Raw genomic sequence first — 18311 nt, forward strand, 5'->3', positions numbered from 1 at the left:
ATGACGACCGTACTGGACCGACGTACGCTCAACAGGGCTTTGCTGGCACGGCAGTTGCTCCTGGAGCGGCATCCCGTGTCCGCCTCCGCCGCCCTGGAGCACCTGGTCGGCATGCAGGCACAGGCGCCCGACCCGCCCTACATCGGCCTGTGGACCCGGCTGGCCGGCTTCGCCGCCGAGGACCTCGCGGGTCTGATCCGGGGGCGCGAGGCCGTGCGGCTCGTCCTGATGCGCGGCACCCTCCACCTGGTCACCGCACACGACTGCCTGACCCTGCGGCCCGTGCTGCAGGGCGCGCTGGACCGGCAGCTGACCGGCGCCTTCGGCCGCAAGCTCGGCGGTCTCGACCTGGACGAGGTCAGCGCCTACGGACGCAAGCTGTGCGAGGCCGAGCCGCTCACCGTGGGCGGCCTCGGCGCGCTGCTCGCCGAACGCTGGCCGCAGCACGAGCCGTTCGCGCTGGCCAACGTGGTGCGCAACCGCGTGCCGCTGGTGCAACTGCCGCCGCGCGGGCTGTGGGGCGTCGGGGGTCAGGCCGTGCACGGCACGGCCGAGTCATGGCTGGGCCGCCCACCGGCCACGGACACCGCACCGGACGCCCTGGTCGAGCGCTATCTGGCGGCCTTCGGGCCGGCCACCGTCAAGGACATCCAGGCGTGGTCCGGACTCACCAGGATCGGGGCGGTCGTCAAGCGGCTGCGGCCCGGCCTGAGGATGTTCCACGACGAGAACGGGGCGGAACTCTACGACGTCCCGGGCGCACCGCTGCCCGATCCCGGGACGCCGGCGCCCGTGCGGTTCCTGCCGGAGTTCGACAACATCCTGCTCGCACACGCCGACCGCACCCGCATCCTCACCGAGGAACAGCGGCGCCAGGTCTTCACCCGCAACGGGCTGATCAAGTCAACGGTGCTGGTGGACGGCTTCGTACGGGCCGTGTGGCGGATCGAGGAAGGCGACCTGGTCATCGAGCCGCTGGGCCCCCCACTGCCGGCCCGCCGGCGCACAGCGGTGGAACACGAAGGCCGCACCCTCCTCGCCTTCGCAGCCCCGAACTCGCCTGCACCTCACATCCACTGGACCTGACCCCCGCACCGGCGGACACCCGCGCCCGGGGCTCGCGCCTGGGTCCCACGTCCGGGCTTGGCACCTGGGTTCCACCTCCGGGTTCTAACGTCTGGGCTTCGCGTTCCGAGTCCGCGTCCGGGCTCCGCGGCCGGAATCCGCGCCAGGGCCCGCACCCGGGCTTCGCGGTCGGGCTTCGCGCCCCGAGTCCGAGTCGGGAGTCCGCGTCCGGGCTTCGCACCCGGGGCCCGCGCCCGGACTTCGCGTCCGCGCCCGGAGTCCGTGTTCGGATTCCGTCTCCGGAGTCCGCATCCTGCGGCCCGCGGCCGAGCCCCTGCTCGCCCCGGACTCGACCATCGCCCAAGACGCACCCGCTGTACTGGCGCCCTCGGACCGAACCAGAGAGGGAACCGCCATGCCGGAGAAGCCCTTTGCGGAGCACACCGTCGTCGTCACGGGAGGCGGCACCGGCATCGGCCGGGCCGCCGCCCTGTCGTTCGCGGAGCTCGGCGCACGCACCGTGATCGTCACCGGCCGCCGCAAGGATCGGCTCGCCGAGGTCGCCGCCCTGCACGACGCGATCGTGCCGGTGGGCGCCGATGTGACCACCGAGTCGGGCGCCCAGGCCGTCGCCGACGCGGTGGGGGAGCGGGGCGGAGCCCTGGACGTCCTCGTGCACAACGCGGGGATCTTCCGCTTCAGTCCGCTGACGGCGCTCGACACGACCGTCGCCCGGGACGTCGTCGACACCAACGTCCTCGGGCCGCTGCTGCTCACCGCACATCTGCTGCCCCTGCTGCGCTCGTCCGGCAGCATCGTCCTGGTCTCCAGCCGCGGCGGGCACACCCCGGGCCCGGACAGCTCCGTGTACTCGGCGAGCAAGGCGGCCGTGCACAGCTTCACCCGGAGCTGGGCGGCCGAACTGGCCCCGCGCGGTATCCGTGTCAACGCCGTCGCCCCCGGCTTCGTACGCACCGAGGCCTACGCGGCCAACGGCCTCGGCCCGAAGCAGGTCGAGGGCCTCTTCGCGGGCGTCGCCGCCACCGTCCCGCTGGGCCGGATCGGTGAGCCCGAGGACGTCGCGCAGTGGATCACCCGTCTCGCGGACCCCGCGAACGCGCTGGTCACCGGCCAGATCATCACGGTCGACGGCGGCCTGGACATCACCGCCCGCTAGGCACGGGCACGTCAGAACGCATCCACTCCTGCTCGCGAAAGGACCCACCGTGACCACCAGTGCCACCGAGGCGGACGCGCCGGCCGAGGCCAGGACCTTCCCGTACCCGCGCACCTGCCCGTTCAGCCCGCCCGCCGAGTACACGGAGATGGCCGACAAGGACGTCTCACAGGTCACCCTGACGGGATCGGGTCTGCGCATATGGACGGTGACGGGCTATCAGACGATCCGTGAGCTGCTCACCGACCCGCGGGTCAGCGCCTCCCGCAAGCACGACAACTTCCCGTTCTACTTCATCGCCCCGCCCGAGTACCGCACGGAGACGTCGTTCATCGGCTACGACGGCAAGGAGCACAGCTCCACGCGGCGCAGGGCGGCGCTGACGTTCACCAACCGTCAGGTGCGGCGGCTGCGGCCGCGCATCGAGGAGATCGTCGACGAGCACATCGACAAGCTCCTCGCCCTGCAGCCGCCGGCCGACTTCCACCGGGTGTTCTCCCTCGCCGTCCCCATGACGGTGATCTGCGAACTGCTGGGCATCCCGCAGGACCAGCACGACTTCTTCATCAAGCACGGCACGGCGCTGCTCGGCGGGCACAGCTCCACCGAGGAGCGGCAGGCCGCGATCGTCGAGGTCAACGCGTATGTCAGCGACCTGATCCAGCTCAAGCGGCGCGAGCCGGGCGAGGACCTGCTGAGCCGGGCCATGGCCGACTACGAGGCGTCCGGCGAGGAGTACACCGACCGCGACCTGTTCAACATGGTGCGGCTGCTGATGAACGGCGGCCACGAGACCACCGCCAGCCAGATCTCGCTCGGCACGGCCTGCCTCCTGGAGAACCCCGACCAGCTCCGGCTCCTCCTGGACGACCCGTCGCTGGTGAAGCCGGCCGTCGAGGAGCTGGTGCGCTACGCGACCATCGGCGACACGGCCGTGCCGCGCGTCGCCCTGGCGGACATCGAGATCGGCGGCCAGGTCATCCGCAAGGGCGACGGCATCCTGTGCCTGGGGCTCGCCGCCAACCGCGACCCGGAGGTCTTCCCCGAGCCGCAGAAGCTCGACATCACCCGCGGCAGCCGCAAGCACCTGGGCTTCGGACACGGTGTGCACCACTGCATCGGCGCGGACCTGGCCCGGCTGGAGCTGGAGATCGTGTGGAGCAAGCTGTTCCAGCGCGTTCCGACACTCCGGCTGGCCAAGCCGTTCCTGGAGATCCCGCGCAAGGAGGGCGCCGTCATCTACGGCCTGTGGGAGCTGCCCGTCACATGGTGACGTGAGCGGCGTCCGTGCGGATCTCCCGTACGACGACGAAGGGGCCCGGTACCGCATTCGGTACCGGGCCCCTCGTCCGTGAACTCCCCTCCTGGCAGCGTCAGTCGGGGTCGGCGGCGACGTCCGGGCGCGGGGTGCGGCCGGGGCAGGTGGCGCGCCGGGCCGGGAGCTCGCCGTCCACCAGGTAGCGGTGGACGACGGCGTCGACGTGCGGGTTGCCGCCGAGCACGTACACCTCGTGCTCACCGGAGTCCTCGACGGTGAGCAGATGGTGACCGAGGCGCTCCGCCATCGCCACCCCGCCGTCGTAGTGGTCCATCGGGTCGCCGTCGGCCTGCACCACCACGCCCACCGGATAGCCGGCACGCACCGGCACGACCGGCGGCTCGGCGGGCTCGAAGGCCCGGAAGGCGCCCACCCAGGGCTGTGCGCGCAGCACCCCGTAGCCGTACGGGAAACGCTCCCGGAACTCGCGCATGTCCTGGTAGTAGACCTCCGGTTCGGCGGGCCACTCGTGCTCCAGCGTGATGGCCTCCAGGACGCCCACCCGCAGGGAGCCCTCGCTGTCGTCGGGGCGCCAGGTGCCCTGCTCCTGCAGCAGCCGCCGGCATGCCTCGGCGTCGCCCGCGCCCGCGGCCTTGCCCAACTCGCCGACGAGTGAGCCGAGTTCGGCCCACTGACCGCGGTCGGCCGCCCGGTTTCCGACGGCGCCGTCGAACAGGGTCCGCAGGAACGGCCCCTGCCCGAGGCCGTCGAGGCGTACGACGACGTCCTCCACCGCGGCGAACACCAGCTCCGGTGTGTCCCCCAGCCCGAAGTGCAGCCGACGGGCGGCCGTCCACTCGGCCCACCGCTCGACGTTGCGCCGTACCGCGTCGCCCTGCCACAGGAACTGCTCGCGCCAGCTCCAGTCGGGGTGGACGCACGAGTCCAGGACGCTGCGGTCGAGGTGGGCGGGAAACAGGGTGCCGTACACGGCCCCGACGTACGCCCCGTACGCGTATCCGACGAAGGTCAGCCGCTGCTCGCCGAGCACGCCGCGGATCACGTCCATGTCGCGGGCGGTGTTGGCGGTGCTGATGTGGCGGCGCAGCTCACCGCCGGCGCGGGCACAGGCCTCCTCGCGCAGCCGCATGTCCTCGGCGAACTGCGGGAACAGCTCGTCGGGCGGGCGGGAGTCGAACGGGGCCCTGGGCACGGTCACTTCGGCGAGGAGGTTGGTGGACGCGCCGGTGCCGCGCGGGTCGAACCCGATCAGGTCGTACACCTCGTGCGGGGGCGTGCCGGCGAACCTGTCCGGCAGCCCCCGTCCGGCACCCCAGTCGCCGCCGGGGCCGCCGTTGACGCCGAGGAGGATGCCGCGACGCCGCGTGGGCGCTGTCGCGCGGCGGCGGCTGAGGGCGATCTCGATCCGTTCACCGCCCGGCTCGGCGTAGTCCCGCGGCACCTGGATCGTGGCGTGTTCGAGCAGCTCGTCGTCGGGGTCCGGCGACCACTGCGGTCGCTGGGCGTAGAAGTCGGTGAGCACCGCGAACCTCCGTTCTGGTCAGGAGGTTCAGCGTCTCCTCACCGCCTTGAGAAGACCTGGAACCTGCCCTGACCGGACGCCCGGGGCACGGCGAGTGCCGCCAGCAGCCCCGCGGCCGTGAACGCGGCCGCCCCGGTCAGGGCGAGGCCGTAGCCGGAGGCGAGCGCCTGGACGGAGGCCGACGGGCCGGGGCCGGACGCCTCGTCGATGCGGTGCGCCGAGAGGGCCGCCAGCGTCACCAGGCCCAGGGCGCTGCCGAGTTGGCGCGTGGCGTTGAGCAGCCCGGAGCCGAGGCCCGCCTGGTGGACGGGCAGGCCGGCGGTGGCGGCGTTCGTCGTCGCGTTGAGCACCGCGCCCATGCCGAAGCCGAGCAGCAGTGCGGGGCCGAGCAGATCCGCGACGTAGGTGGCGTGTGCGTCCGCCCGGGCCAGCCACAGCAGGCCCAGGCAGGACAGCGACAGACCGCTCATCAGCACGGGCCGCGGTCCGATGCGCGGGACGAGCGAGGAGACGCCCCAGCCGCCGAGCGCGATGCCCGCCGACAGCGGCAGATAACTCAGCCCGGTGCGGACGGGGCTGTAGCCGAGCACGTTCTGCAGCAGCAGCGTGAAGAAGTAGAAGGTGCTGAACAGGGCGGCGACACCGAAGAAGGCGACCAGGTTGGCGGCGGCCACCGAGCGGATGCGGAAGACACCGAGCGGCACCAGGGGATGGGCCGCGAGCCTCGCCTGGATCAGTACGAACAGCGCGAGCAGCGCCACCCCGCCGACGAGCGGGACGAGCACCACCGGTGACGCCCAGCCGTAGGTGTGCGCCTCGGCGACCGCGCAGACCACCGCCATCAGACCGAGCGTGACCGCGACGGCGCCGGGCAGATCGAGACCGGGGCGCGGCCCGACGCGGTGCGGTCCGCGAGGCACCGCACAGCAGACCGTCACGAACAGTGCGATCCCGATGGGTACGTTGATCAGCAGCGTCCAGCGCCAGGACAGCCACTCGGTGATCGCGCCGCCGGCCAGCACACCGATCGCTCCCGCCGCCCCCGACACCCCGCTCCACCAGCCGAAGGCCCGCGCCCGCGCCTCGGGCCGGGTGAACGTGGTGCCGAGCACGGTCAGCGTGGCCGGTGCCATGACGGCGGCGCCGAGCCCCTGGAAGGCGCGGGCCAGGATCAGCGTCGCGGGGCTGTGGGCCGCCCCGCCGACGGCACTGGCGAGCGTGAACAGACCGACCCCGGCCAGGAAGACGCGGCGCTGCCCGAACAGGTCGGCCAACCGGCCGCCGAGCAGCAGGAAGCCGCAGACGACGACCGTGTACGCGTTGTTGACCAGCTGCAGATGGTGCCGGTCCAGACGCAGTTCCTCGGCGATCACGGGCAGTGCCACATTGACCACCGAGGCGTCGAGCACGTTCATGAACTGGCCCAGGCAGCAGGCGGCGAGGACGATCCCGAGCCGCTGCCCGGCCCCGGCGGGCGCGGCGGCGGTCTGCACGGTCGAAGCGGTCATGCGGGCACGCTGCGCCGGCACGGTCGACCCCCGATCGCCCCCCGATCGCGACCCGGTCGAGCCGGGCGGCCGCGGCTGCCCGCCTGAGGAGCGCTCAAGGGCGTTTCGAGAGCGGATGCCCACAGTCGCCTTTCGAACCGCCGCAGGGCCGGACGACATTCCCCGAGGAGAGCGCCATGGCCAAGATCACCTACCTGCATCCCAACGGCACCGCCACCGTCGTCGACGTCCAGGCACCCAACACGGTCATGCGCGGCGCGAAGCTCCACAACATCGACGGCATCGAGGCGCAGTGCGGCGGCTCCGCCCAGTGCGGCACCTGCCATGTCTACGTCGACGAGGACAGCACCGTGCCGCTGCCGCCGATGGACTCCGTGGAGGACGACGTCCTGTACGGCACGGCCTGCCCCCGCCGGGACAGCAGCCGGCTCAGCTGCCAGTTGCCGGTCACCGAGGAAATCGACGGGCTCGTGGTGCGGCTGCCCGAGGCGCAGAGCTGATGGCCGCCCGGGGAGTCGTCGTCATCGGCGCGGGACAGGGCGGTCTGGACACGGTGGCGGCACTGCGCGCCAAGGGGTACGGCGGACCGGTCACGCTGGTCGGCGAGGAGCCGGTGCCCCCGTACCAGCGGCCGCCGCTGTCCAAGGGCTTTCTGACCGGCGCCGTCGCACGCGCCGAACTGACCCTGCGCACCGAGTCGTTCTTCGCGGCACACGACATCGCCCTCGTGTCCGGCGACCGCGCGCAGCACATCGAGGCGGAGCGGCAGCGCGTCCGGCTGGCCTCGGGCAGCACGCTCGGATACGACAAGCTGGTCCTCGCCACCGGCTCCCGGCCCCGAACCCTTCCGGTGCCCGGCATGGACCTCTCCGGTGTGCTGACGCTGCGCACGCTCGCCGACGCCGAGGCCCTGCGCACCGCCCTGGACGGACCGCCCCGCCAGATCGTCGTGCTCGGCGCCGGCTTCGTCGGACTCGAACTCGCCTCCACCGCCCGCGTCCTGGGCCACGACGTCACCGTCGTCGAGGCACAGCGGCGCGTCCTCGCCCGCGCCCTCACCCCGCAGATGTCGCAGTGGCTCGCCGAACGGCATGCGCAGCAGGGCGTCCGGCTGCTGCTCGGGCAGGAGGTCACCGCCCTGCACGGGACGGCCGCGGGCGAGGTCGCCGTGGTGCGGCTGCGCGACGGGCGTCGGCTGCCCGCGGACCTCGTGGTCGTGGGCGTCGGCGCCCTGCCCAACACCCAGCTCGCCGCCGAGGCAGGGCTCCTCGTCGGTGACGGCGTCGTCGTCGACCGGTGGCTGCGGACCGACGACCGGTCCGTGTACGCGATCGGCGACTGCGCCCGTTTCCCCAGCACCCGCCTGGGGCGCCACATCCGCCTGGAGTCGGTGCAGAACGCCTCCGACCAGGCCCGGTGCGTGGCTGCCGCGATCTGCGGCGAGTCCGCCCCGTACACCGCGGTCCCCTGGTTCTGGTCCGAGCAGTGCGCGTTGCGGCTGCAGATGGCCGGACTGATCGCGGGTCACGACGAGACGGTCACCGTCGGCGATCCCGACGGGGCCCGTTTCTCCGTGCTCTGTTTCCGCGAGGGCCGGCTGACCGGCGTCGAGTCGGTGGGCAGGCCCGCCGACCACGGCATCGCTCGACGCCTCCTGTCGTCGGACACCGGCCCCTCTCCGGCCGAGGCACGCACCCCCGGCTTCGACCTCAAGTCCTATGCCACCAAGCCGAGTTCACCCGTACCGGCCCCCGCGTGACCGCAAGCAAGACACCAACGCGGGCACCAGCACCAGAGCCAGCAACAGCCCCACAGCCAGCACCGGCCCCAGAGAGGACCTCCCCGCATGCCCGACACCACCTTGGCCGCACCCACGCGTGACCGCCGTATCCGCCGCTTCCGTCCCCGTACCCTCGCGGTCTCGCTCGTCCTGTCGGCCGCGATCGCCGGGACGCTGACCCTGTCGGCGGCACCCAGCGGGGCGGCCGCCCGCAACGACGCCACGCTGGCGGGCACCTGGGACCTCACGGTCTCCGTCACCACACCCGACGGCGGCGCCGCGGTCACCACCCCGCGCTTCGTCTTCACCCCGGACCACCGGCTGTCGGCCGAGGGTCCGAAGGACAGCGACGGCGTGCCCGCCTATACGGCCCACGGGTTCTGGAACGAGGAGCCCGACGGCGACATCGCGTTCTACATCAACCACGCCGGCCGCGCGGACGGCGCCTACCTTGGCGCGGTACAGGCCGAGCACATGGGGCACCTCACCCGGCACGGCACCCGCTTCAGCTCCCACGCCTACGCCTTCACCACCCAGGAGGACGGCACCACACAGGGCCCGATAGCGGTCAGCAGCACGGCCGTCCGGGTGTCCAGCGCCACAGGGTGACCCCGTGCCGCCGAGGCCGGCCCGCCAGGCCCGCGTCCCACTCCCGCGCGAGTCGGACGCGGGCCTGGCTCGTCCGGCGCTCAAGTCGCCGTCCCTAGCGTTCCGTCACGACCATGCCCTCCCCCCGCTGAATATCCCGGAGCAACGAAGTGAGGCAGAAATGACCGCATTCACCGCAGGATCCCCTTGCTGGGCCGATGTCAGCGTCCCTGACCCCGACGCCGCGAAACGCTTCTACGGTGCGCTCCTGGGCTGGGACTTCGAGACCGGCGAGGAGCGGTTCGGCTTCTACGCGCCGGCGCTCAAGGACGGCAAGAACGTGGCGGCCGTCGCCCCGACGCAGGGCGGCGCGCCCGCCGCCTGGAACCTGTACTTCGCCACGCCCGACGCGCAGGCGCTGGCCCGCCGCATCGGGGAGGCCGGCGGCAAGGTCGTACTGGAGCCGACAGCGATCGGCGACGCCGGCACCATGCTGGTGGCGGCCGACCCGGGCGGGGCCCACTTCGGCGCGTGGCAGCCGGGCACGCGCGCCGGTTTCGAACTGCGGGGGGTGCCCGGCACGTTCTTCTGGCCGGAGATCTACACCCGCGACAAGGCCGACGTCGACCCCTTCTACGAGAGCGTGTTCGGCTTCACCGGCCAGCAGATCTCGGAGGGCCCCTTCGACTTCAAGCTGTGGTTCCAGCCGGACAACCCGCAGCCCGTCGCCGGGCGGCTGCAGATGGGCGAGTTCATGCCCGCCGAGGTCCCGGCGCACGCGCTCGTCTACTTCTCGGTGGCCGACACCGACGAGACGGTGGCGAAGGTGCTCGAACTCGGCGGCAGTGTGGGCCGTGAGCCGGCGGACAGCCCCTTCGGGCGCTCCGCCCTCGTCGCCGACGACCAAGGCGCGCGGTTCGCGGTGATGGGACCGGTCAAGGACCAGGACGCCGCCGCGAGTTGAGCCACGTACCGCGAAGAGCCGGTCCCGGCACCCCCAGGGGGTCCGGGACCGGCTCTCGTGTTCAGGCCCGTGGGCAGGAGGCCGGGCGGGCCGGGGTTCAGTCGCCCCAGACCACCGGAAGGCTGGTCAGCGTGTGGTTGATCTCGCCGACGTGCCACGGCAGTTCGGACTCCGGCACCGCCAGACGCAGGTCGGGGAAGCGGGTCAGCAGGCCCTCGATGGCGATCACCAGCTCCATGCGGCCCAGGTGCTTGCCCAGGCAGTAGTGCAGACCGTGCCCGAAGGAGATGTGCGGGTTGTGCTCGCGGGCGAGGTCGAGCCGGTCCGGATCGGTGAAGACGTTCTCGTCCCGGTTGGCGGAGGCCAGAGCCAGCAGCACCGCGTCGCCCTTGCGGATGGTCACGCCGCCGACCTCGATGTCCTCGGCGGCGATTCGCGGGAAGCCGGAGGTGTCGGTGGCGAACAGGTTGACGTGCCGCAGGAGTTCCTCGACCGCCACAGGGATCCGGGAGTGGTCCTCGCGCAGCCACTGCCACTGGTCGCGGGCGTCCACGAGGAGCGCGAGCACGGAGTTGGCGAGCTGGTTGGCGGTGGTGTCGAAGCCCGCGCCGATGAGGGTGAAGCCGAAGGTGACCAGCTCCTGCTCGCTCAGCCGGTCGTCGTTGTCGCGGGCGGCGATCAGCTCGGAGAGCATGTCGTCGGTGGGGTTGGCCCGCTTCTCGGCGATGAGGCCGACGATGTACTCGCTGAGCTTGGCGAGCCCGTCGAGCGACTCCTTTCCGCCGGCCCGCTCGTCGACGGTGGCGAAGGCGCGCGCCCACTTCTCGAAGGTACGCAGGTCCTCGGACGGTACGCCGAGCAGCTCGCCGATGACGGTCAGCGGCAGCGGCACCGCGAACTCCTGCACCAGATCCGCCGTGCCGCCACGGGACCCGATGCCGTCCAGCAGTTCGTCGCAGACCTTCTGCACGTTGTCCCGCATGCGCTCGATCCGGCGCATCGTGAAGGCCCCGGCCACCAGCTTGCGCAGCCTGGAGTGCTCGGGCGAGTCGAGCGAGATGATCATCTCCGGGGTGGTGTGCATGGTGCCGCCGATCCTGGGCGCACCCTCACCGCAGGCCATGGCCCGGCTCAGCCGGGGATCGGCGGACAGCTCCCGCACGTCCTGGTAGCGGGTCACCAGCCAGGCATCCACCCCGCCCGTGGTGCGCACCTTGACCACCGGCCGGGTCCTGCGCAACTCCGCGTAGCGCGGTGCCGGGGCCCGGTACGACGAACCGGGCAGGGGGTACACATCGGTTTCCTGAAGGGCAGTCACCATGACTCCTCCGCTGTAGCCGCCAAGGTCTCCAACACCGTACGAACCGGTGATGGAGACCAAGTCGGATGCAACTGGAGCCAGTTGGGGAACACGGGAGCCGGGTCGGGGAAGCAGGGGAGCCCGCGCCCGGCGCGCCATGCCGTCAGGCGTCAGGCGTCAGGCGTCAGTTGTCAGGCGTCAGGCGTCGGGTGCGCCGAGCAGCACCGTGGAGTAGTTCTTGCGCGCGGCGGTGTCGTACTGCAGGGCGACATGGCTGGTCGCCGAGGTGACGTCCCGCCAGGTCCGCTGCAGGGCGTGCGTCTCCCCGAGGCCGCCGGTGCCCGTGGCGCGGACGAGCAACTCCAGTGCCTCCTGGAGGAGTTCGGCCGAGAAGGTGGCGTTGCGTTCGCTGCGCGCCATCAGCTCGGGCGTGAAGGACCTCGTGTCCAGGACGGCCGCGTTCTGCTCGACGAAGTGCCGGGCCGCGTCGACCCGCCCGGACGCCCGGACCAGCTTCGTCTCCGACGTGACGGTGCGCTTGCGGCCCGTCAGCAGCCCGGCCGCCGCCTCCAGGGCGCCGGCGGCCGCGCCCACCACCGGCGCGATGAAGGTCAGCCCGCCGACCGCCTGGAACGGCACGTTGTGGGCGGGCAGTTCGGACGTCGCGTTGCGCCCGCTGAGCATGTCGCCGCGGGCGAACGACAGATGCTGCGGTACGAGGACGTCGTCCACGACGACGGTGTGGCTGCCGGTGGCCCGCATGCCGACGCTGTCCCAGGACCGCTCGACGGCGAACGTGTCCCGCGGCAGCGCGAAGAACCGCAGCTCGCCCGGCCCCTCGCCGCCGGGCGCCGGCACCGCGGCGCAGACCAGCGCCCAGCCGGCGAAGTCGATCCCGCTGACGTAACTCCAGCGGCCCGTCACCCGCCAGCCACCGTCGGCGGCCCGCGCCCGTCCGGCCGGCATCAGCCCCGTGGCGATGACCGTGTCCGGACTCTCGCCCCACAGCGCCCGGTGACCCTCCGCGGGCAGATGCGCCGCGAACCGCGCCGAGTACGCGGCCAGCGAGGCGCACCACGCGGTGGCCGCACAGCCCTCGCCGACGGTGAGGACGGCGCGGGTCAGCTCGCCGAACGAGCCCTCGCTGCCGCCCCACCGGGCGGCCACGAAGTGCCGGGCGAAGCCGGCCTCGGTCAGTGCCTCGACCACCGCCGGGGCGAGCGCGCGCTGCCGGTCCGCCTCGGGGGCGTGCTCGGCGGCGAGCAGGCGCAGCTTCTCGGCGGCGGGAAGCAGCCCTGTCGCGTTGTCGGGATCGTTGCCCATGCCTGTGACCTCCTGCGGTGGGTCGGTGGGTGATCGGTCGAGGTGGGTGATCGGCCGAGGCGGGTGTCAGACGCCGCGCGCGACGGCCTGGGCGAACCGCTCCAGGGTCTCCCCGGGGCTCGGGCCGTCCAGGGCGCGGAAGATCCCCTCGGCCCCCTCGCCGTGCCGGTGGAGCTTGACGTGCGCGAGTGACACCCTGGTCGTCGTGGCGTCGACCGGTTCGATGTCGAGCTCGATCTCGCTGGCCCGCTCGTCGTCCGGAATGGACTGCCAGTTGCCGTCGATCCGCCAGGTCATGACGAGCCTGCGGCCCGGCTCCCACTCCAGGACGCGACCCCAGGCGATCTCGGCGCCCTCCACGTCCCACTCGTAGTAGCGGCCGCCCACACCGGGTTCGAAGGCGAGCCCGGCCCGCTCCTTCTTCACCAGCACATGGGACGGCGGCCACCACTGGCCGGGCTGCTCGGTGAACACCCGGAAGCAGTCCTCGGGACTCGCCGCGACGGTCACCGACTTCCGTACGTCGGGGATGCTCTGCGTCTGCTCGGGCACGGGCCCTCCTCGTCAGGCGTCTGCACAGGTCCGCTCACGCTGACGTGCGGGGCTCGATACGCGCCGGACCGCCGGTAGGGCCGCGATAGGGGGTGCCGCGCCGTGTCGTCTCGTGGCTGCGTCCGGGGAGCCGCATACCGGTCCGGCCCCGCGCCCCCTTTGGGCACTCCGGCCGGAGGCGAGCGGCGTCCTAGGCCCCGCGTCCACCGTCGTCCCGACCGGGCCCCACGACCTTATGGGAGAGCACGATGACAGAAGCGGGACGACGGGTTGCCTTCGTCACGGGCGCGACCAGCGGGATCGGCCTCGCCGTGTCCGAACTGCTGGCCCGGCAGGGCGTGGCGGTGTTCGGTGTGGCGCGCGGTGAGGAGAGCGTCCGTACGGTGGTGAAGCGGCTGCGAGAGGAGGGCCTGGAGGTCTCCGGCGCGGTCTGCGACGTCACCTCGCCAGAGCAGGTGAGGACCGCCGTCGAGGCGGCGGTGGCTGTGTACGGGCGGATCGACATCCTCGTCAACAACGCGGGCCGGGGCGGCGGCGGAGTCACCGCCGAACTCTCGGACGACCTGTGGCTCGATGTGATCGACACCAATCTGAACGGCACGTTCCGGGTCACCCGCGAGGTGCTGAGCACCGGGCGGATGCGGGACGGCGACTGGGGCCGCATCATCAACATCGCCTCCACCGGCGGCAAGCAGGGCGTCGAACTGGCCGCTCCCTACTCGGCGTCCAAGCACGGTGTCGTCGGCTTCACCAAGGCCGTCGGCAAGGAACTGGCGAGGACCGGCATCACCGTCAACGCGGTGTGCCCCGGATACGTCGAGACCCCGATGGCCCAGCGGGTCCGCCAGGGCTACGCCGGCCACTACGGCGTCAGCGAGCAGGACATACAGGAGAAGTTCAACGCGAAGATCCCGCTGGGCCGTTACTCCACCCCCGAGGAGGTGGCCGGCCTGGTCGGCTACCTCGCCTCGGACACGGCCGCCTCCATCACCGCCCAGGCCCTCAACGTCTGCGGAGGCCTGGGCAACTACTGACCCTCCCGGCGACCTTCCCGGCTGATTCCCCGACCGAATCCATCGCCGCCACAAGCGTGATCCACGCCTGATCCACGCCTGATCCACGCCGCTGATCCCGTTAACGAGAGACGGAGCCCCACGATGACCGACACCGGTGGCACGCTGCTCGCCGAACCCGCAACCGAACTCGCCGCCTTCCGGGCCGCGATGGGCCGCTTCCCCACCGGGGTCACCTTGCTCACGCAGGGCAGCGGCGACGACACCATCGTCATGACCCTCAACAGCCTGACCTCGGTGTCGCTCGACCCCATGCTGCTGCTCGTCTCGGTCAAGTCGGACGGCCGGATGCGCCCGAGGATCGTGCGCGGCGGGGGCTTCGCGGTGAACGTGCTCAGCGAGCAACAGCGTGACCTGGCCCAGGAGTTCTGCCGCCCCGACCGCCCCGCCGGCCGGGCCGCGATGCTGCGCCTCGGCGCGGACGAGGGAACACTCGGCCATGCCGTGGTCCCCTCGGCCGAGGCGTACTTCGAGTGCGAGCTGCACGACCAGCACGAGGCCGGCGACCACGTCCTGCTCGTGGGCCGGGTCGTGGCCCTGCACGACCGGCCCGGCGAGGCACAGCCCCTCCTCTTCCACCGCGGCGCCTACGCGCAGGTGGGCGCGGGCAGGGCGGCATGAGCGCGCCCGCCCTCACGGCGCCGACGCTCGACCAGGTGGCGGACGGGGTGTACGCCTACGTGCAGCCCGGAGGCGGATGGTGTGTGAACAACGCCGGCCTGATCGTCGGCGGGGAAGCGGCCGTCCTGGTCGACACGGCGGCGACGGAGGCCCGTACGAGGCGCCTGCGCGAGGAGGTCGAACGGGTCGCTCCCGGCGGGGTCGACCTCGTGGTCAACACGCATTTCCACGGTGACCACACCTTCGGCAACGGGCAGTTCACGCCCCGCGCGCAGATCGTCGCCCATGAGGGCACCCGGGCGGACAGCGCGGAGGCGGGCCTGCATCTGCGGGGCCTGTGGCCGCAGGTGGAGTGGGGAGAGACCCCGCTGACCCTGCCGACGGTCACCTTCCAGGACACGCTGACGCTGCACCCGGGCAGCGGCGTACGGGCCGAACTGCACCACATCGGTCCCGCGCACACCGCGAACGACGTGGTCGTCTGGCTCCCGGACCGGTCGGTCCTGTTCGCCGGCGACGTGGTGTGGTCCGGCGTGACACCGTACGTCCTGATGGGCTCGATCACGGGCTCCCTGAAGGCCCTGGAGTGGCTGCGCGCGCTGCGCCCCCGCACGGTGGTCCCCGGTCACGGCCCGGTCGGCGGCCCGGAGCTGCTGGACTTCACGGAGGCGTACCTGCGTCTGGTCCACCGTCTGGCGGTGCACGGCCTCCGCGACGGCCTGACCCCCCTCCAGGCGGCCGAACGCGCCGACCTGGGAGGGTTCGCGACGCTCGTGGACGCGGAACGCCTCGTGGGCAATCTGCACAGGGCCTACGCGGAACAGCGGGGGCTGTCACCGGGGGAGCGGCTCGACGTGGTGGAGTCGTTCAAGGAGATGGTGGCGTACCAGGGCGGCCTGCCGCAGTGCCACGCATGACGATCCACGCCGGCCGCGGGCACAACTGACGCGCCGGACGGAGGCCATCACAGCCCCCGTCCGGCGCGGCTCTTTTGCCGTCCGTCCCCGCGTCTTCCGTCCTACGCCGGTACGGGCTGATCGCGGTGGATCACCCGCCGCCTGGTGAACAGCACGCCCTCACGACGCACCAGCTCGTCCTCCACCGTGAAGGTGGGCTCGAACACGACGTTGCCCTCGCGGTCGGTCTGGGTGACCAGCGAGTAGTACGAGACGTGCAGGGTGTTCTCGTCGACCGGGTCGGCCTCGATCAGCACGTGGTCGAACCAATGGCGTACGGCGATGTCGCGGTAGCGGGGCAGCGCCGCCCGCATCCCGGCGAGCATCTCCGCCCGCCCGCGCTGCACGGCGCCTCCCGCGTGCACGACCTCCCCGTCCTCGGTGAAGGTCGCGGCGAACCCCTCGATGTCCAGCGCGTCGACCCGGCGCATCTGCCATGCGTAGAACGTCCGGACCTCGGCGTAGACCTCCCCGGAGACCTGCGCGTACGTTTTCTGGACCGCCTGGGACACGGCGTCTCCTCTCAGTGACAACGGCCGCCCGACTCCCGGCGGCGCGACTGCCGCCCACGCTGCCCGGCGCCGCTCCAGGCGCACTGGAGGCCCGGTCAGTCGGCCGCGCTACTGCCGGTATCCGCCCAAGAACCGCCCGATCCGACCGATCGCCGCCTCCAGGTCGTCCGCGTGGGGGAGGGTGAGGATGCGGAAGTGGTCGGGAGCGGGCCAGTTGAAGCCCGTGCCCTGGACCACCTGGATCTTCTCCCGCAGCAGCAGGTCCAGGACGAACCTCTCGTCGTCGTGGATCCGGTGCACCTTGGGGTCGATGCGCGGGAACGCGTACAGCGAGCCCTTCGGCTTCACGCACGACACCCCGGGGATCTCGTTGAGCTTCTCCCAGGCCACGTTGCGCTGTTCGTGCAGCCGCCCGCCCGGGGCGGTCAGTTCGTGGATCGACTGGCGGCCGCCGAGCGCGGCCTGGATGGCGTACTGGGCGGGCGCGTTGGCGCACAGCCGCATGGAGGCCAGCATGGTCAGGCCCTCCAGGTAGTTGCGCGCGTGCTGCTTCGGGCCGGTGACGACCAGCCAGCCGGAGCGGAAGCCGGCCACCCGGTACGTCTTCGACAGGCCGCAGAAGGTGAGGACGACCAGGTCGGGGGCGAGGGCGGCGGCCGAGTGGTGCACGGCGTCGTCGTACAGGATCTGGTCGTAGATCTCGTCGGCGAAGACCATCAGGCCGTGCCGGCGGGCGAGGTCGAGGATGCCCTCGATGATCTCCTTCGGGTAGACCGCGCCGGTGGGGTTGTTCGGGTTGATGATGACCACGGCCTTCGTGCGGTCCGTGATCTTCGACGCCATGTCGTCCAGGTCCGGGTACCACTCGGCCTGTTCGTCGCACAGGTAGTGAACCGCCTTGCCCCCGGCGAGCGTTGTCACCGCCGTCCAGAGCGGGAAGTCGGGGGCCGGGATCAGGATCTCGTCGCCGTCCTCCACCAACGCCTGTACGGCCATCGAGATCAGCTCGGAGATGCCGTTGCCGAGGAAGACGTCGTCGACGTCCACCTCCAGGCCGAGGGTCTGGTAGCGCTGGGCGACGGCCCGGCGGGCCGAGAGGATGCCGCGCGAGTCCGTGTAGCCGTGCGCCTGCGGGAGCATCCGGATCATGTCCTGGAGGATCTCCTCCGGCGCCTCGAAGCCGAACAGCGCGGGGTTGCCGGTGTTGAGGCGCAGCACGCTGTGGCCGGCCTCCTCCAGCGCGTTGGCGTGCTCGATCACCGGGCCGCGGATCTCGTAACAGACCTCGCTGAGCTTGTTCGACTGCCGGAACTCCATGCGCGCTCGCCCCTCCGGTTTCGTGTGTTGCTTGGTTTTACCAAGTAGCCGCTTGGAAAGTCCAACAACTTGTCTAGACTGCGTCGCATGTCACGACGCCGAAGCTACGACCAGTACTGCTCCGCCGCCCGCGCCCTCGACCTCGTCGGCGACCGCTGGACCCTGCTGATCGTCCGGGAGCTGCTGGCCGGTCCCCGCCGCTACACGGACCTGCACGCGGACCTGCCCGGCGTGAGCACGGACGTACTCGCCTCGCGGCTGAAGGACATGGAGCGGGACGGCCTCACGAGCAGGCGCCGGCTGCCGCCGCCCGGCGCGGCCTACGTCTACGAACTGACCGCACGAGGACGCGAGTTGCTGCCCGTGCTGCAGGCGCTGAGCCGGTGGGGCGAGGCCGAGCTGGGTGAGCGGCGGGCCACGGACGCCCTGCGGGCCCACTGGTTCGCGCTGCCGCTGCTGCGCTCGCTGGAGGAAGTCCCGGACGGCGAGGGGCTCGTCGAAGTGCGGCTGGAGGAAGGGGACTTCCATCTGCACGCCGGTGCCGCGGACGGCGCCGTGTACGGGGACGGTCCCGCTCCCGGGGAGCCCGACGCGCGACTGGTCCTGGATGCCGGGACGTGCTCGGCCGTCAGCCGCGGGGAGTTGAGCCTGACCGACGCGGTGCGGGGCGGGCGGGGCACGGTGACCGGCGACGGCAGGCTCGCCAAGGCGCTCCGGGAGGCATGACAGGGCAGAGCAAAGGCCCGCCGCACCCAAGAGCGGCGGGCCTTCGAC

General features: G+C 72.1%; 18 protein-coding genes. 11 read left to right on the plus strand and 7 right to left on the minus strand.

From position 1 onward, the window contains the following. From OG870_RS36440 to OG870_RS36450, 3 genes are all read left to right on the plus strand, one after another. Window positions 1-1086 (plus strand): winged helix DNA-binding domain-containing protein, encoded by a 1086-nt coding sequence (locus OG870_RS36440; RefSeq protein WP_266591077.1) that lies wholly within the window; start codon window positions 1-3, stop codon window positions 1084-1086. Between the two features lie 394 nt (window positions 1087-1480). Next, window positions 1481-2242, plus strand: a complete 762-nt coding sequence (locus OG870_RS36445; RefSeq protein ID WP_266531637.1) for an SDR family NAD(P)-dependent oxidoreductase — start codon at window positions 1481-1483, stop codon at window positions 2240-2242. 49 nt (window positions 2243-2291) lie between these two features. Next, window positions 2292-3515, plus strand: coding sequence for a cytochrome P450 (locus tag OG870_RS36450; RefSeq protein ID WP_266591079.1), 1224 nt, complete (start codon window positions 2292-2294; stop codon window positions 3513-3515). A gap of 100 nt (window positions 3516-3615) precedes the next feature. Here the strand turns inward: OG870_RS36450 and OG870_RS36455 are convergent, their stop codons facing one another. Together OG870_RS36455 and OG870_RS36460 are read right to left on the minus strand one after the other, a co-directional pair. After that, window positions 3616-5043 carry an alpha/beta fold hydrolase gene (locus tag OG870_RS36455; protein WP_266591081.1) on the minus strand — a complete coding sequence of 476 codons (1428 nt, stop codon included), beginning with the start codon at window positions 5041-5043 and terminating at the stop codon, window positions 3616-3618. 38 nt (window positions 5044-5081) lie between these two features. After that, window positions 5082-6551 (minus strand): MFS transporter, encoded by a 1470-nt coding sequence (locus tag OG870_RS36460; RefSeq protein ID WP_266591083.1) that lies wholly within the window; start codon window positions 6549-6551, stop codon window positions 5082-5084. 176 nt (window positions 6552-6727) lie between these two features. Here OG870_RS36460 and OG870_RS36465 point away from each other — a divergent pair, with 176 nt between their 5' ends. The 4 genes from OG870_RS36465 to OG870_RS36480 all read left to right on the plus strand — a co-directional run bounded on the left by OG870_RS36465 (window position 6728) and on the right by OG870_RS36480 (window position 9883). Next, window positions 6728-7051, plus strand: a complete 324-nt coding sequence (locus OG870_RS36465; RefSeq protein ID WP_266531644.1) for a 2Fe-2S iron-sulfur cluster-binding protein — start codon at window positions 6728-6730, stop codon at window positions 7049-7051. Then, window positions 7051-8310 (plus strand): NAD(P)/FAD-dependent oxidoreductase, encoded by a 1260-nt coding sequence (locus OG870_RS36470; RefSeq protein WP_266531646.1) that lies wholly within the window; start codon window positions 7051-7053, stop codon window positions 8308-8310. The genes OG870_RS36465 and OG870_RS36470 overlap by 1 nt, the downstream gene beginning before the upstream one ends. Window positions 8311-8397: 87 nt before the next feature. Beyond that, window positions 8398-8940 carry a hypothetical protein gene (locus OG870_RS36475; RefSeq protein ID WP_266531647.1) on the plus strand — a complete coding sequence of 181 codons (543 nt, stop codon included), beginning with the start codon at window positions 8398-8400 and terminating at the stop codon, window positions 8938-8940. Between the two features lie 160 nt (window positions 8941-9100). Then, a complete protein-coding gene (locus tag OG870_RS36480) occupies window positions 9101-9883 on the plus strand; it encodes a VOC family protein (RefSeq protein ID WP_266531649.1) in 783 nt (260 codons plus the stop codon). Window positions 9884-9980: 97 nt separating this feature from the next. Here OG870_RS36480 and OG870_RS36485 read toward each other — a convergent pair whose 3' ends face one another. The 3 genes from OG870_RS36485 to OG870_RS36495 all read right to left on the minus strand — a co-directional run bounded on the left by OG870_RS36485 (window position 9981) and on the right by OG870_RS36495 (window position 13058). Continuing rightward, on the minus strand, window positions 9981-11204 hold the full coding sequence (locus tag OG870_RS36485) for a cytochrome P450 (RefSeq protein ID WP_266531651.1): 1224 nt from the start codon (window positions 11202-11204) through the stop codon (window positions 9981-9983). A gap of 177 nt (window positions 11205-11381) precedes the next feature. Further along, window positions 11382-12506: a hydrolase gene (locus OG870_RS36490; protein WP_266531653.1), complete on the minus strand. Its 1125-nt coding sequence runs from the start codon at window positions 12504-12506 to the stop codon at window positions 11382-11384. 66 nt (window positions 12507-12572) lie between these two features. Further along, complete coding sequence (locus OG870_RS36495; protein WP_266591085.1) at window positions 12573-13058, minus strand: SRPBCC family protein; 486 nt, start codon at window positions 13056-13058, stop codon at window positions 12573-12575. Between the two features lie 248 nt (window positions 13059-13306). Between OG870_RS36495 and OG870_RS36500 the strand changes: the two genes are divergently transcribed. The 3 genes from OG870_RS36500 (at window position 13307) to OG870_RS36510 (ending at window position 15669) form a co-directional block, all read left to right on the plus strand. Further along, complete coding sequence (locus tag OG870_RS36500; RefSeq protein WP_266531657.1) at window positions 13307-14092, plus strand: SDR family NAD(P)-dependent oxidoreductase; 786 nt, start codon at window positions 13307-13309, stop codon at window positions 14090-14092. 123 nt (window positions 14093-14215) lie between these two features. After that, a complete protein-coding gene (locus OG870_RS36505; RefSeq protein WP_266591087.1) occupies window positions 14216-14752 on the plus strand; it encodes a flavin reductase family protein in 537 nt (178 codons plus the stop codon). Further along, window positions 14749-15669 carry an MBL fold metallo-hydrolase gene (locus OG870_RS36510; protein ID WP_266531661.1) on the plus strand — a complete coding sequence of 307 codons (921 nt, stop codon included), beginning with the start codon at window positions 14749-14751 and terminating at the stop codon, window positions 15667-15669. The genes OG870_RS36505 and OG870_RS36510 overlap by 4 nt, the downstream gene beginning before the upstream one ends. A 101-nt stretch (window positions 15670-15770) precedes the next feature. On the opposite strand, the gene OG870_RS36515 is transcribed toward OG870_RS36510, so the two are convergent. Together OG870_RS36515 and OG870_RS36520 are read right to left on the minus strand one after the other, a co-directional pair. Further along, a complete protein-coding gene (locus OG870_RS36515) occupies window positions 15771-16220 on the minus strand; it encodes a nuclear transport factor 2 family protein (protein WP_266531663.1) in 450 nt (149 codons plus the stop codon). A 108-nt stretch (window positions 16221-16328) separates the two neighbouring features. Next, a complete protein-coding gene (locus tag OG870_RS36520) occupies window positions 16329-17537 on the minus strand; it encodes a pyridoxal phosphate-dependent aminotransferase (protein ID WP_266531665.1) in 1209 nt (402 codons plus the stop codon). An 87-nt stretch (window positions 17538-17624) separates the two neighbouring features. Here OG870_RS36520 and OG870_RS36525 point away from each other — a divergent pair, with 87 nt between their 5' ends. Further along, window positions 17625-18263 carry a helix-turn-helix domain-containing protein gene (locus OG870_RS36525; RefSeq protein ID WP_327691907.1) on the plus strand — a complete coding sequence of 213 codons (639 nt, stop codon included), beginning with the start codon at window positions 17625-17627 and terminating at the stop codon, window positions 18261-18263. The last annotated feature ends 48 nt before the right edge of the window (window positions 18264-18311 follow it).

The organism is Streptomyces sp. NBC_00461, assembly GCF_036013935.1.
Lineage (GTDB): Bacteria > Actinomycetota > Actinomycetes > Streptomycetales > Streptomycetaceae > Streptomyces.

Coding starts and splice junctions, on each gene's coding strand:
- OG870_RS36490 (WP_266531653.1), bottom strand. CDS start 12,506: ATGGGCAACGATCCCGACAACGCGACAGGGCTGCTTCCCGCCGCCGAG.
- OG870_RS36505 (WP_266591087.1), top strand. CDS start 14,216: ATGACCGACACCGGTGGCACGCTGCTCGCCGAACCCGCAACCGAACTC.
- OG870_RS36440 (WP_266591077.1), top strand. CDS start 1: ATGACGACCGTACTGGACCGACGTACGCTCAACAGGGCTTTGCTGGCA.
- OG870_RS36475 (WP_266531647.1), top strand. CDS start 8,398: ATGCCCGACACCACCTTGGCCGCACCCACGCGTGACCGCCGTATCCGC.
- OG870_RS36525 (WP_327691907.1), top strand. CDS start 17,625: ATGTCACGACGCCGAAGCTACGACCAGTACTGCTCCGCCGCCCGCGCC.
- OG870_RS36465 (WP_266531644.1), top strand. CDS start 6,728: ATGGCCAAGATCACCTACCTGCATCCCAACGGCACCGCCACCGTCGTC.
- OG870_RS36460 (WP_266591083.1), bottom strand. CDS start 6,551: ATGACCGCTTCGACCGTGCAGACCGCCGCCGCGCCCGCCGGGGCCGGG.
- OG870_RS36445 (WP_266531637.1), top strand. CDS start 1,481: ATGCCGGAGAAGCCCTTTGCGGAGCACACCGTCGTCGTCACGGGAGGC.
- OG870_RS36470 (WP_266531646.1), top strand. CDS start 7,051: ATGGCCGCCCGGGGAGTCGTCGTCATCGGCGCGGGACAGGGCGGTCTG.
- OG870_RS36500 (WP_266531657.1), top strand. CDS start 13,307: ATGACAGAAGCGGGACGACGGGTTGCCTTCGTCACGGGCGCGACCAGC.
- OG870_RS36480 (WP_266531649.1), top strand. CDS start 9,101: ATGACCGCATTCACCGCAGGATCCCCTTGCTGGGCCGATGTCAGCGTC.
- OG870_RS36510 (WP_266531661.1), top strand. CDS start 14,749: ATGAGCGCGCCCGCCCTCACGGCGCCGACGCTCGACCAGGTGGCGGAC.
- OG870_RS36520 (WP_266531665.1), bottom strand. CDS start 17,537: ATGGAGTTCCGGCAGTCGAACAAGCTCAGCGAGGTCTGTTACGAGATC.
- OG870_RS36485 (WP_266531651.1), bottom strand. CDS start 11,204: ATGGTGACTGCCCTTCAGGAAACCGATGTGTACCCCCTGCCCGGTTCG.